This is a genomic window from Paenibacillus sp. PsM32 (genome assembly GCF_030433815.1).
Classification (GTDB): domain Bacteria; phylum Bacillota; class Bacilli; order Paenibacillales; family Paenibacillaceae; genus Saccharibacillus; species Saccharibacillus kyungheensis.
Map to the genome: position 1 here is coordinate 370,584 of NZ_JARUWY010000003.1, position 14,291 is coordinate 384,874.

12 protein-coding genes and 1 pseudogene are annotated in these 14,291 nt (G+C 37.2%); 2 read left to right on the forward strand and 11 right to left on the reverse strand.

The features are described from left to right. Window positions 1-62: 62 nt before the first annotated feature. The 6 genes from QCD85_RS09465 to QCD85_RS09490 all read right to left on the reverse strand — a co-directional run bounded on the left by QCD85_RS09465 (window position 63) and on the right by QCD85_RS09490 (window position 5,585). Window positions 63-578 carry a hypothetical protein gene (locus tag QCD85_RS09465; RefSeq protein WP_273612518.1) on the reverse strand — a complete coding sequence of 172 codons (516 nt, stop codon included), beginning with the start codon at window positions 576-578 and terminating at the stop codon, window positions 63-65. A gap of 332 nt (window positions 579-910) precedes the next feature. Next, a complete protein-coding gene (locus tag QCD85_RS09470; RefSeq protein ID WP_301262422.1) occupies window positions 911-1,741 on the reverse strand; it encodes a S66 peptidase family protein in 831 nt (276 codons plus the stop codon). Window positions 1,742-1,776: 35 nt separating this feature from the next. Further along, window positions 1,777-2,280, reverse strand: coding sequence for a GNAT family N-acetyltransferase (locus QCD85_RS09475; protein WP_301262423.1), 504 nt, complete (start codon window positions 2,278-2,280; stop codon window positions 1,777-1,779). Then, window positions 2,277-2,621, reverse strand: a complete 345-nt coding sequence (locus QCD85_RS09480; RefSeq protein ID WP_301262424.1) for a hypothetical protein — start codon at window positions 2,619-2,621, stop codon at window positions 2,277-2,279. Before QCD85_RS09480 ends, QCD85_RS09475 begins: the two co-directional genes overlap by 4 nt. 177 nt (window positions 2,622-2,798) lie before the next feature. After that, window positions 2,799-3,761: an AEC family transporter gene (locus tag QCD85_RS09485; RefSeq protein WP_137221734.1), complete on the reverse strand. Its 963-nt coding sequence runs from the start codon at window positions 3,759-3,761 to the stop codon at window positions 2,799-2,801. Between the two features lie 108 nt (window positions 3,762-3,869). After that, on the reverse strand, window positions 3,870-5,585 hold the full coding sequence (locus QCD85_RS09490; RefSeq protein ID WP_301262425.1) for an NAD-dependent malic enzyme: 1,716 nt from the start codon (window positions 5,583-5,585) through the stop codon (window positions 3,870-3,872). Window positions 5,586-5,944: 359 nt separating this feature from the next. On the opposite strand from QCD85_RS09490, the gene QCD85_RS09495 reads away from it, so the two are divergent. After that, window positions 5,945-6,823: a LysR family transcriptional regulator gene (locus tag QCD85_RS09495; RefSeq protein WP_273612524.1), complete on the forward strand. Its 879-nt coding sequence runs from the start codon at window positions 5,945-5,947 to the stop codon at window positions 6,821-6,823. 97 nt (window positions 6,824-6,920) lie between these two features. Here QCD85_RS09495 and QCD85_RS09500 read toward each other — a convergent pair whose 3' ends face one another. Then, window positions 6,921-7,841 carry an NAD(P)/FAD-dependent oxidoreductase gene (locus QCD85_RS09500; RefSeq protein WP_301262426.1) on the reverse strand — a complete coding sequence of 307 codons (921 nt, stop codon included), beginning with the start codon at window positions 7,839-7,841 and terminating at the stop codon, window positions 6,921-6,923. A 120-nt stretch (window positions 7,842-7,961) separates the two neighbouring features. Next, window positions 7,962-8,090 (reverse strand): hypothetical protein, encoded by a 129-nt coding sequence (locus tag QCD85_RS09505; RefSeq protein ID WP_301262427.1) that lies wholly within the window; start codon window positions 8,088-8,090, stop codon window positions 7,962-7,964. 498 nt (window positions 8,091-8,588) lie between these two features. Between QCD85_RS09505 and QCD85_RS09510 the strand changes: the two are divergent. After that, window positions 8,589-10,304, forward strand: a pseudogene (locus QCD85_RS09510) (alpha-amylase family glycosyl hydrolase); the annotation flags it as partial. A 164-nt stretch (window positions 10,305-10,468) separates the two neighbouring features. Here the strand turns inward: QCD85_RS09510 and QCD85_RS09515 are convergent. From QCD85_RS09515 to QCD85_RS09525, 3 genes are all read right to left on the reverse strand, one after another. Then, entirely contained in the window at window positions 10,469-11,098 is a 630-nt protein-coding gene (locus QCD85_RS09515) for a flavin reductase family protein (RefSeq protein WP_273612527.1), read from the reverse strand. Between the two features lie 338 nt (window positions 11,099-11,436). Beyond that, window positions 11,437-13,200 carry a dihydroxyacetone kinase subunit DhaK gene (gene dhaK / locus QCD85_RS09520; RefSeq protein WP_301262428.1) on the reverse strand — a complete coding sequence of 588 codons (1,764 nt, stop codon included), beginning with the start codon at window positions 13,198-13,200 and terminating at the stop codon, window positions 11,437-11,439. 166 nt (window positions 13,201-13,366) lie between these two features. Beyond that, on the reverse strand, window positions 13,367-14,290 hold the full coding sequence (locus QCD85_RS09525) for a poly(ethylene terephthalate) hydrolase family protein (protein ID WP_441005615.1): 924 nt from the start codon (window positions 14,288-14,290) through the stop codon (window positions 13,367-13,369). Window position 14,291: the final 1 nt, after the last annotated feature.

The following is a 14,291-nucleotide window of genomic DNA, read 5'->3' on the forward strand; positions in this document are numbered from 1 at the left end:
TGCACTACAAAAAAAGCTTATGCAGATATATAGCATAAGCTTGAACGTATGAACGACTCTATTTAACTATTCCATTCATCTCCAGAAAAGCGTTCTGTAGCTCTAGCATGTTCTTGCTTGGCTTGTTCGCTAAGACGATAACGAATCTCTTGAAGCATAATCGACATGATTTCTCTACGTTCTCCCAGATCAATCAATGCTTTGCGTAATCCGTCTCGTACCATCCCTTGTTGTTCACCTTGCTGATAACTGGCTAGCGCATTCGCACCTTTTTCTATTTCTAATTGCAAATCTTTAACATACGAAGTAATGAGCAATAACGATTCTTCGTATACGTCGCTAGAAAATCCTTTGAGCGGAGAACGAATAAACCGCTCCTGTACTTGATCTTGAACATTAACCATTACAAAAGCGGGATTACTCAACAGCAATTGCATACTTTGCATTTGTAAATCTTCAGGCATCCGATCAATTAAAATTGCTTCATTTTGTTCTAACAACTGTTTTAAGCAATAATTCAGTTCGGCATCACCTTCTGGTAATTTCTCTACTTGGTTTTTTCTCACGAAATAGATCATTGTTGTCTCCTTTAGGTTACTGAATACGTTTACTAAAATAGCTAAACAAAGTATATCGTTGTTAACATCATTATGAACAAGAGTCTTAGTAAGAAGATACGCAATATTTTAAGTATTTTTTTATAACTTAACCATTTTAAGTACATTGTTAGCATGTTCCACTCAAAAATAGACTCTTATTTACAATAATCGGCTTAAAACAAAGAAAATGTTATGTATAAATGCGAATATTAGACAAATTATGCACTAAGACCTATAACGAAAAAGACGAAAAAGAACAAAGAAATTTCATTTTTCCTTGTTCTTGCCACATTCAGGACGATTATTACATTTTAACTAATAATAATACACTTGCTATCACTATTATGACCGATTCCTTTGGATTTTACGATAGGAATAGGACGCTGTGCAGTCAGTTGTAACAGATATTGCTGAATCTGATGCCATTCATGGTGTTGTTCTATTTCGGTAAATGTACCTAACAGTATCCCCGAACAGGTAGAAAACACACCGATTTGATGTAGCTGATCCAGCATAGACATTATGCGTGCTGCACGTCCACTCCATGATTCTAACAAAATAACTTTACCCGATACATCTGGAAAATAAGGAGTACCGACCAATTTCAAAAAGCAACGAATATTGCCTCCGATCACATCACCATTCAGATTTTCACCTTGTATAAAGTCAAAATCAAATTGATATAAATCTGAACCACCTTCAAAAAAGGTACGATAAAATTGTTGCCGTTGCTCTGCTCCATGTTCTTTGATTATATTCATGATCTGATAATGGTACGTCTGAATCTGTGATTGTTGTACGATTGCATTTAAGACTACTGTTAGATCACTCATGCCAAAAAACGCGGTTTGAGCTGTGCGGATCTGTGCATAGTTTAGATACGGAAGTATTCCATTCGCCAGATCGCCACCTGAAATATCAAAAATCGCTTTGATTTGAGGATCAGCAAACAACCGATTCAATTCGTTTGCTTTTTCTTGTGCCGTATGAGCATCAATCAATGGGCTAGCTTCTACTACTTGAAGCCCCCATTGTTGTAAATGCCCGATCAGTTCATTAATCTGTACTCGCCGATCCTGTGAAATAGGGTCTGAACAAGCAATAAGTGCTACCGTATCTCCTGATTTCAGTTGCAGTGTCATTTATGTATTGCTCCTCTCTGTTGAGTGTGATCACCTTATGAATCCAGTATAACGGATAACTGATAAAACTTTTTATCCACTTGCATTACTGGAAAAGAAGCAGGTAGTTGGGTTACTTCTATTTCTTGAAAGCCATTTTTTTCATAAAATCGATGGGCGGCTATAAATTGTAGAGTTGTGCCTAAATATATATGCGTCAATTGCTGTTGGGTTGCCCACGAGACGGCTTGTTGTAACAATAATGTAGCTGTATTCCACACTTTTCCTCGATAATCAGAATGGACAAACATTTTGCGAAGAGCAACCTGTTGATTCCCTATATCTAACAAAGCAATCGTACCCACTACTTGATCACCAGCACAAGCCACCCAGAAGTTACCGTTCCCTTTTTGATAAAAAGATTGAATGGATAACAGGTCTGGCTGATCTTCCTTAGTAATCGGTATATTGTATTCTTGTTGCTGAATATGGAGAATAAGCTGTACTACTTGTTCTTGATCAATTTCTGCGTAATTTCGAATACTTAGCGATGAATTCATTGGCGATACTCCTTTAGGAAAGAATTCCATTTCTTTTTGGAAAAAGGTTTATATAACAACGTCTCAAACCCATCATATTGTTCTTCATTCATACGTAGCACTATAGCTTTTTTAGCAATTTTAGCACAGGGTTGTGAAGAATAGTTTGGACTGCCTAACTTTCTTCGGACAGGAATATTAAATTGCAACAGATCCGCTAAATCGTTCCAGCTTTCCCAGCTCCATCTAGCTTTGCGTTTCCAATCTATCGCATATAATATGTAATCAGATGTAGAGTTATTTTGTTTTTCGATCATAATCCATGTAGCTGGAATGACTTTTTGAGCTTGTCGTTGATTCATATTTGCTCCCTCACAATATGATTTCGTTATTGTTCTATTTTCATATGAATAGTCTATAAATTCAACGTTCAATTATCAATATGCAAAACAAAAAGCCATTCACCGGAAATCTTTCAGCGAACGACTTTGATTTAAAATTTATTTTAAAATTAAAATGTATGATCTAAAAAACACATTTTACAATAAAATCGAGATTAAGATAGGTAAAGAAATTAAGGATAATACCGAACTAATAACAAAAGAAGAAGCTGTTTCGACTTCCAGCGTTTCAAAGCGAGACGCAATCATTGCGGCGACTGCTGATCCCGGGAAAGATACCAACAATACAGCCATCGTAATATCTTTTGAAGATAATCCAAATGCTAAAGCTAATACATACGTTAAAATAGGTAATCCGACTACTTTTAATACCGAAATACTGATAGCATTCGCACTAAATTGAATACGATTCAGACCAATAGTTACACCAATTGCAAATAATGCCGCACCGGATGTAATACTACCAATTTGATCAAGTGAACTTTGCAGCAATTCAGGAGAATGGAATCCAAACATCGTAAGCACAACCCCTAATAAAGGAACACAAGCTAAAGGTTCTCTAAGACCATGTAAAATCGAATGAACAGTCAGTTTGAGCAAGTTTTCAGGATGTCCATCTTTTTGCCCTGCTTGTGTTTTTTTACCTACAGAACTGACAATGGTTGCGATTGGATCAAGTAACGCATTAACAACAATACCTGTAATCGCAATTGGAATAGCAACTTCAGCAGCTCCAAACAAACTTCCAAGTACAGGTATACCCATAAAAGCGAAAGAAGGTTGAGTCGCATTTAAGGAGAAAATAGATGATCTATTTAAATCTTTTTTGAACACAAGTCTTAGGATTAACAGCAAAATTACATAAAACCCGATAATCCCTAAAAACATTGTGATAAAAAAAGGCCATTTATCGATTAACGTTTGTTTACTGGTTGTAGTAATTCCGATAAAAAGGTGAGCAGGTAGTGCAAATTTGGTAACTAATGTATTTAAACCTTTGGACGATGCGGAATTGAATACTTTAAAATGACCGCCCAAAAATCCAAGAATAATAACAAAGAAAATAGGTATTAAAATAATAAAAATATGACCGACTGACATGTTGTAGGACCTCCATTATATTTTCAAATCTACCCTGTAAAGGGCAGACTGCCTATCTGCTATAGATAGACAATCTGAGAGTGATGCGATTTAGTAATAAAGCGTTGTTTAGTTTACTGGCGTCATCTCTGTAGATTTAACGGTTCTATATACGGGATGCCACATTGCGTCTTTGACAGCTTGTTCGATATCGGTTGGAGTATTTTGTGCAACACCATCTTGAATAGCCGCTTTGGCAACAGCTACAGCAACATTGAATGATACTGCTTGTAGATTTTTTACTCTAGGTAATAGTGGAGCTCCTAGATCAGAAGAGTCTACAGCATGAGCAACAGCATCGGCTGCCGCTGTAAACATTCCTTTGGTAAATACATTAGCTTTGGCAACAATCGCTCCAAGACCAAGTCCAGGGAATACAAAAGCATTGTTGGATTGACCAAATTCAAATGTGGTTCCTTGATATTCGATAGGTTCAAACGGGCTACCAGTAGCGATCAATGCTTTGCCATCTGTCCATTTGATCAAGTCAGCCGGTACAGCTTCAGCAAGTGATGTTGGGTTAGACATTGGCATAATCATTGGACGTTCTACATGTTTAGCCATTTCTTTAATGATCTCTTCTGTAAAAGCACCTGTTACACCAGAAGTACCGATCATAATAGTAGGTTTTACTTGTTTAACGACTTCCAAAAGACTTACTTTTCCATTTTCATCTGTTGCCCAATCTGCAATTTCAGACATTTGGCGAAGATATGGTTTTTGGAAAGCAAACACATTTTCTGTTTCTTCAGTAAGTAGACCACGATAATCGTATGCCCAGAAGCGATCTTCTGCTTCTTCTTCTGACAATCCTTCTTTCATCATCGCATCTCGAATCTGATCGGCATTCCCGATACCAGCCGCGCCTGGTCCAAATACAAGTACACGTTGATCTTTTAGTGATGTACCGCTAACTTGTAAACCGGACATCACAGCTGCAAGTGTTACTGCGCCTGTACCTTGAATATCATCGTTGAATGTCAAAATTTGATCGCCGTATTTTTCAATGATATTACGTGCATTCACATTTCCAAGATCTTCCCAGTGCAATAATGCGTTAGGGAATAATTTCATCGCTGTTTGTACATAACGATCTACGAACTCATCGTATTTGTCACCGCGAACTCTTTCATGACGATTACCGATATATAATGGATCATTCAATAATTTCTGATTGTTCGTTCCGGCATCAAGTACAACTGCAAGTACACGACTAGGATCAATACCTACAGCAGCAGTATATACTGCTAATTTACCAATAGCGATATTAATACCACCTACGCCCCAATCACCAATTCCTAGAATACTTTCAGAGTCGGTAGCTACGATCAGGTCGATATCTCCAGGTTGTACGCCTGTATTACGGAAAGCTTCTTCAATCCCATCCATATTATCGATTGAAAGATACACACCACCTGGTTTGTGGTATTGCTGACTGTATTCTTGAATCGCTTGTCCTACTGTTGGTGTATATACAATTGGAAGAAATTCACTCAGGTGCTCGCTTAGTAAGCGATAGTATAAAACAACATTGCGATTATATAAATCGTTTAACATTGTATTTTTGCGAAGGTTATTCGGTTCAGTACTGATCTGGTCATACACACGATTAACTTGTTCTTCAATCGTTAAGATCATAGGAGGCAAAATTCCGTTCAGTTCCAAATCTGTTCTTTCTTCTGCTGTAAAAGCGACCCCTTTATTCAAAATAGGGTTAGCTAAAATTTCTTTTCCTTTAAGAATCGTTTTAATAGAGCCGTCATTATCCAAATAAAATGCGTTCATGTTCAATTCCTTCTTTCGTAATATTGTCATATATGTGTTTTTTCTGTGTCTAAATAGTGATTACCTTATTAATAATAGTATCATATTGACATATTGTAAAGGTCATTTTCTATGATAAATAATTTAATCATTGTTAAAAACTATGATAAATCTATTTATTACATATTCAATATAAATTTTCAGAAAAATTATACATCCATAAATACGTTTTCATTGTTGTCTATTATGATAAAAATGATATATTATGTACATAATCAATAATAATGGTAGAATGATTTATCATAGTTAAAAACAATGATAAAAAGAAAATTAAATCTATTATTTTACCGTTAATCATAAGATTTAAGAAAGGAATGCTTATGGAAATTAGACAACTTGAATATTTTGTAGCCGTTTGTGAGGAATTACATTTTACCAAAGCCGCAGAGCGATTGGGGATTACTCAACCTACACTTAGTATACAAATTCGAACGATGGAAGAAGAAGTAGGTACACTCCTTTTTGATCGGATCGGCAAAAAGATTACTCTTACTGAAGCAGGATTTATTTTATTACGTCAGGCACGAAGTATTTTGTTAAAGTTGCAAGATGCTTTCGATGAGATTAATGGATTACGCGAATATACAGGCGGGAATCTGGTCGTAGGGGTAATGGCAGCAGAGTTGGACTATCGAATTACACCGATCTTGATTGATTTTCATCATCAATTTCCTAATATTCATCTTAAAATCTCTTCTGCGATTGAGGTAGCAGAGATGGTTATCAATAATGTAGTCGATATTGGTATTACATTAATTGAATTTACAGATCCTAGATTAGTTACAACTCCACTATATACAGAAGAATTTGTTCTAGTTGTCTCCGAGAATCATGAGCTGGCGGATCAAGAGTCGATTTCACTTGCCGCTTTACCTTCTATTCCATTGGTACTTTATCCTAAAGGGTTCAAAGGACGGGAATTAATCGAGCGTCACTGTAAAGAGCATGGATTAAACTTAAATATTATTATAGAGACTTCTACAGCTTCTTCATTATATGGCTTTGTCAAATCGAATGTAGCAGCATGTATTCAGCCTTATTCATTATCCGCTTCTCTTAATGATCCAACATTGCGTCTGATTAAAATAGCAGATTTCCCACCTACCCGTCAGATTGGTATTATGCATCGTACGGATAAGTATCTTGGTGTAGCGGCTTTAGAATTTATGAAGATGATCGAGAAGCATTTAAAAATGTAACGTTACAGCAAAAAAGAAGGATAAGCTTTATATGCTTATCCTTCTTTTAATTCCCTCTATATTAACTGTCATCTACTGTTCCTTAATGATTCTTTTTTTAACGGATCACTTTACTTTGCCATGCTTTCTCTAATAACTCACTGTTGATACTTATTGCCGCCATCGAACCCATTGACGCAGCAGCGACCACCTGATATTTACGTGAAGCCGAATCTCCTGCACTGTAGACACCAGCAATATTGGTTTTACCAAACTCATCTACAATGACCATTCCGGTATCTGCTAGTTCGCATCCTAACATCTGAGGCACTTCGGATCCTGCTTCCAATTCAGGTGCAAAAAATATTCCTGTACACGAAAGTGATGTACCATCTTCAAATACAATCTGTTTGACCATACCTGCTTCTGATTGTATTTGCTGAATCGGGGACGTTACTATCGGGATATGACGTTGTTCCAACTCTTCTTTTTCTTCTTCACTCCAATCCTCTGTTCCATGGGTACAAATCGTGAACTGGTCTGTCCATCCAGAGATTGTTTTGGCAAGATGCAGTGCCATCGCTCCGCTGATGATTAAAGCTAAAGGCTGATCTCGCAATTCCCAACCATCGCAATATGGACAGACGAATGCGCTTTTACCATAGACTTCTTGTAGACCAGCAATAGCAAGAGGACGATCTTTCATTCCAGTAGCAAATAGTATCTTTTTGCCTCTGTATGTATTGCCTTGTATCGTTGTCATCTCGAAATCTCCATCTTGACCTGTTGCGCGGATAACCGTATCTTTTACAAACTGTACTGAAGGATAGACACTAATCTGTTCTCTAGCTATCTGGCGAAATGTAGCAGGTGTAACTCCATCTCTGGTTAAAAATCCATGCGACTCTTTAGTCACTCGATTACGTGGAAGTTCTTCATCAATCACCAGCACATTTTTTCGCGCTCTTCCCAAAACAAGAGCTGCATTCAATCCCGCAGGTCCGCCGCCAACAATAATTACATCTACTAATTGTTCCATATTCATAAGCTCCTTTATAATTGGTTTTAAGGTAAATTTCTATATTGTTATATATTCACTTATCTATCTAGCATTTTAAGCGTAGAGATTTTATTTGAATAAGTCGGTGTAGATTCTACATTATTGGACAAATTGAGCAATCCAAGCTGGCATCGGTATCCCTTGCGGGTTCCAACCTAGTAGATGACGAGCATGTACAGCCACAGCACTGCCAATATAACCAGTGACACCTGTTATAAAAATGTTCATTTAGCTTACCCCTCATTTCTAATAAAAAGGTTATTTATAATTAAAGACGTTAAAGACTTATATTATCTCTAATTGTCGTAAAAATAAATAGAACTACGTGTGAAAGCTTATCTTTAAACTATATAATCTTTTTTTTCAATTAGAGACTTTATTTGTCTATAATATACTTAATTCATTTTAGAAGTCAAGTCATGATCGTTTTGTGCTTTTTATCAGATGAATAAATGTGGATCACCAGCATTTTACTAGGTCATTTTATACTATTATTTTAAAATACATATTCTTCTATTATTTTATATAAATGCCTATTTCTTTTTTGTAAGCGCTATCTTATAATAAGTTGCGTAAACGTTTGCACAAAATATATGTACAGGAGGAATGGTTATATTGGCATCGGGTAAACCGCATTTTAAAAAGATTATTTTGATTTTATTCGGGGTATTACTTTTATTTCCGTTGCTGTTCAGTGGTTCGTATACGACTACTCATGCAGCAGACAATTCAGTGACTGTGTATTACAAAAAAGGGTTCACTACGCCTTATATTCATTATCGTCAAGCAGATGGCAATTGGACTACCGCTCCAGGTACTAAAATGGCTGATTCTGAAGTTAGTGGTTATACCAAAATTACTGTTAATATCGGTTCAGCTACACAATTAGAAGCTGTATTCAACAACGGTAATGGAACTTGGGACAATAACAATTCCAAAAATTACTTATTCAATCCGGGTACATTCACGTTTACACCTAATTCGAGCAATACAGTAGGTACGATTACGACAGGTGCACCAGGTGGAACAACCACACCTACCAATCCTACACCGACTCCAGATAATTTTGGCCCGGTGGATTGGAGTAAACGTAGTATTTACTTTATTATGACAGATCGATTCAGCGATGGAGACACGACCAACAATAATTACGGTGGCTTCGCTTCTAACAAAAGTAATCCTTCGCAATGGCATGGTGGAGATTTTCAGGGGATTATTAACAACCTCGACTATATCAAAAATCTTGGATTTACCGCAATCTGGATCACTCCTGTAACGATGCAAAAAAGTGTAAATGCGTATCATGGTTATCATACGTATGATTTCTATTCCGTCGATGGTCATTTAGGAACTATGGCTAAATTCCAGGAATTGGTGAAAACAGCACATAGCAAAAACATCGCAGTCATGCTAGATGTTGTTGTCAATCATACTGGAGATTTCCGTCCTACCAATGGAACAGCCAAAGCTCCTTTTGATAATCCAGATTGGTATCATAATGCTGGAGATATTACGCAAAATGATTACAACACTAATAATCAATCTCGTATTGAAAATGGTGATGTGGCTAGCCTAGATGATCTCAAGCAAGAAAATACAGCAGTGGCTACAGAATTGAAAAACTGGGGTAAATGGATTATCGCTCAATCTGGTGTAGATGGTCTACGTGTCGATACAGCGAAACATGTACCGAAATGGTTTTTGAAAGATTTCGATACCGCAGTTAATACATTTACTATCGGTGAAGTATTTAACGGTGATCCTGCTTATGTCGCTGATTATTCTAATTATTCCGATGCAGTGCTTGATTTCCCTATGTACTATACGATTCAAAATGTTTTTGGACATGACGGTTCAATGAACCAGATCAAAGATCGTTATAGCCAAGATTATCGTTACAAAAATACTAATTTAAATGGAACTTTTTTAGACAATCATGATGTCAAACGTTTCTTAAATGATGCTTCTGGTAAGCCCGGCAATGCATCAGACAAATGGCCACAATTGAAAGCAGCACTTGGATTTATGCTCACTTCTCGTGGTATTCCGATTGTGTATCAAGGAACAGAACAAGGATTTAGTGGCGGAGATGATCCTGCCAATCGTGAAGATATGACATTTAACACTAATAATGAGCTGTACAAATATATTGCGAAATTGAACGCTATTCGTAATAGTCACCCTGCGCTACAAAATGGTACTCAAAAAGAAAAATGGGTCGATACCAATTTCTACGGATTCCAACGTTCTAATAGTGGTGACGAAGCCGTTGTATTAATCAACAACTCATGGGAAAGCCAAACACGTACTATTCCGAACTTGGATAACTTCTCCAATGGTACAGTGTTACGCAATCAAATGGGTACTGATTCAGTGACTGTTAATGGTGGTTCGATCACTATCACACTAGCTCCAAAAGAAGTGAAGATTTTAACGAAATAACATTCTCATACAAGTAAAATGATGATGTCTGCAAAATACCCCAAAGCAGTCTGATTTCTGCAAAAGCTATCAGATGACTTTGGGGTTATACATATGAGTCTATACGAGGATCTACTTTTAAAAGCTATGGATACGTGAAAGCTACAGTTACACCGATAATGCTATTAACCTTTTTGATTGTATTGAGCCATAAAAGGTTCTGCTAATCGGGAAGGTTGTAACTTGGCACTTAGTCCAAAAAATTCACAGTAATTCATAATCAACGGATGCCACTTTTCAGGATCAATATAATCTTGATCAGGATGAAGTAAAATACTTTCTTCTACATGCACGCGTATCATCCGTAGTTCTATTGCCGCAATTGTACCAGTTTCGCTAAAAGGAGAAATTTGCTCTACACTAGCTTCTAATTGAATCGGACACTCTTGCACCAATGGCGCTTGGACAAGATCTGCTGGAATAGCGGTTAGCCCTGCACATTCAAATTTATGAGGTTCATAGTGATAGCCCATAGTAGCTTTGTATACAGGAACGTCTTCTTTTCCAGTTGTTAGCGCTAATCGATCAACATGGTTGACTAACTGAGCAGAAGGAAGATTAAGTACGCAACTTTTCTCTCTAATTAGATTCTGTACCGTCTGTGATTGATAGCTCATTCCTAACATACAGGATTGATTAACCCACCATGCTGAAGACATCGGGGCTAGATTAGGAGAGCCATCTGGATTTATCGTACTAATAAGAACTACAGGCGTTCCAAAATAAAATACTTTAGGGTGAACAATTTTGTGCATACGTCACTTCCTTTATAAAATTTGAGGATCACAGGAACGATATATAGGATCATGTGATGCCCTTATTATAAAAGAATTACTTATCCAAAACTTTCGATGTATTGCGCTCTTATTCGAGCCCATTGTTCCTTATGTAGTACATGATCTAGTAAGATATCATCAATACTGGACAACAAATCATAAAAATAACTCAAGAAACAATCTGTATATATCACAGACTATTTCTTGAGTATTTATGGGATGTAATCTATTTTTATCATAAATGCTTCATATGATATCTTTTGACATTACAGTTGAATCCACCACTCGTCCATATGACCAGCGACTTTACTGTACATTTAAGAATGTAGACTTTGAGCTAGCTCTGTAAAAATAACACCAAGTGCATGTGCACCTGCATCAGGGTAGCCAATACTACGCTCACCTACTGCGCCTGCTCGTCCCATACGTGCCACAATTTTTTTTGTGCTTTCTGCTCCTTGCACTGCGGCTTCTGCACCTTTTGTTAGAGCGGTATGCAAGTCATCTCCTGCTTGTGCACTGGCTGTCCATGCATCTGCACAAGGCACAAGCGCATCAATTAACGTTTTATCACCGACAACAGCTCCACGCCCAAATGAACGTTCACCTGTCGCCTGAATCCCTTTCACCGCAGCTTGCATCATGTCTGCAAATTCTGCTACAGTAATCTCTTTCTTATCTCCAACACTTTTGCCTGCCGCCCGGAAAGCTGAACCCCAGATTGGACCTGATGCTCCACCGCAAGCTTCCATAATGACCAGTGAGGAATGATCTAGAAAACGACCGATTGTCAGATCATCTTCTGCTAGAATTATACTCCATTCATGTTTGAGTTCACGAAATCCTTTAGCAATACTCATCCCGAAGTCACCATCACCTGCATGAGAATCCAGATCACAGAAAGGAACTTCATTTTCGATAATGATCTCACTCATTTTGTCTACAAGATAGATCATATTATTTAAGGTAAGTGTATTGCCTTGCAGTTGTGCATAACCTGGATCTGTCTGTACTTGATAAGATACCGGCTCATCTGGAACGTCTTCTACTGCCGCCGCTTCATAATGAACAGGTGCTACAGCGCCGGATACTTTAAAAGCAGGGGTATCACTTTCTTGAGAAAGTAATGTTTTGAGTTCTTCGTCTAATTTCATAATCGTCACTGAAATACCATCCATATCAATACTGGTCATATAATTACCGACAAATTCACGATTGATCTGGATACGACGATTAGACAATTCACGTGTGACCGCATGGTTGAACAGATATAACTCTTGTAAAGGAGTTCCTCCAAATCCATTGATCAGTAAGGCGATCTCGTCTGCATGTCCATCTTCTATTTTCATATCTCGCATCAGATCATCAACCATACGCTTAGCAAGTGTATCTGCTGATGCCATCTCTTCGCGTTTGATACCTGGCTCGCCATGAATCCCTACGCCGTACTCGATCTCATTGTCACCTAATTCAAATGTAGGGCTACCTTTGGCTGGAACGGTGCAAGAGGTTAATGCAAATCCAATACTGCGTACATTAGCAGCCGCTTTTTCTGCAACAGCTTTGACACCTGCTAGATTGCGTCCTTCTTCTGCCGCCGCACCTGCAATTTTATGCACCAGAACAGTACCTGCTACTCCGCGTCGTCCGACTGTATACAGGCTATCTTCGACAGCAATATCATCTTCCACCCGTACATAATCGACTTTGATCCCATCTTCTTCGCATAAATAAGCGGCATTTTTAAAATTCATCATATCACCGCTATAGTTTTTGATAATCATCAAAGTACCTTTTTCACCGGCAGTTGCTTTGATTGCTTGATAGACTTGAATCTGAGAAGGAGAAGCGAAAATATCTCCACATACAGCTGCATCTAGCATACCTTTCCCTATGTATCCTGCATGAGCCGGTTCATGTCCGCTACCTCCACCACTGATCAAAGATACTTTTTGCGGATTGAGCTCTTTCTTTTTAATGACTTTATATTTTGAAATGAGCTCAAGTTCAGGGTGAGCCAGCACCATTCCTTTTGCCATTTCCAGTACCATATCTTCTGCTTTATTCATTACTTTTTTCATATGTTTGTCCTCCTTGTCTTTCTACTATTCAATGTAGCTTCTTATGTATCATTACCCTAAACCTTACATTTCAAAAAAAGCTATACAGATCACTGACTCTGCATAGCTTTAAGATGATTTCTTTATAATTCAAAGAACAAACTCAATTATTATTTATCTGGTTAGGTTATTCATTTTGAATTTGAACATCTTGCCAATTGGGATTGTTTTTTAGCTCCGCAAGACTACCAGTGAAAATTCCTTCTGCTTTTTTATCATTTTTTAATGTCCAAGAAAACCAAGCTGTCATATATCCATCAGTGTCGATCATCATCTTATCATGATCTATATTTTTTCGCCTTGCTGTAATGATCTTTAGATTTCTTTGCATTTTCGAAACATTTTCTTTTAATGAAACCAAAGGAGTAATTAACTCAGAATCATATTTTCCTGTACTCGATATCATAAAAGACGGTATTCTTATTTTGGATACATCATAAGACCACTTTAACTTTTTTGCTAACTCTAAACTTGTTGCGCTCGCAGTAAATAAAGATGTAAATAAGGAACTATGATCAAAATTGGTTACTGCGTTTATTGCGCCCACTCCACCTTGTGAACCACCATAAATTCCAATATTTTTTAAATCTAACTTATGATAAAAGAAACTAGATTTATCTGCATTTAGATAAATAAGGAAATTCAAACTTTCTACAGCTGAAGCTCCTGTCCAACTTTGTCTGTCATTATTACCAACAACTACAAATCCCCAAGAAGCCAAATGTTCAAATATCGGTATATATCTTGAAAAAGTCATATTACTTCCGTTAGTTATTACGATTATTGGATATATTTTATCAGTAGTCATCAATTCAGTGGGATACCATACTTTATGCTGCCACAATGAATTTTTTAATGGATCTAATTTGATAGATTGTACAGAATCATTACCAGGAGCTGTATAAATAGCTTCTTTTTGTCCACCAGTCATTGTTGTTTTATAATAATCAGATTTTACAAGTGGTCCATACTGTCCCCATAGCCACCAACCAATAACAAGAACAGAGAGTAATAAAAAAGTTAATAACACTACTTTCATTATCTTTTTCATC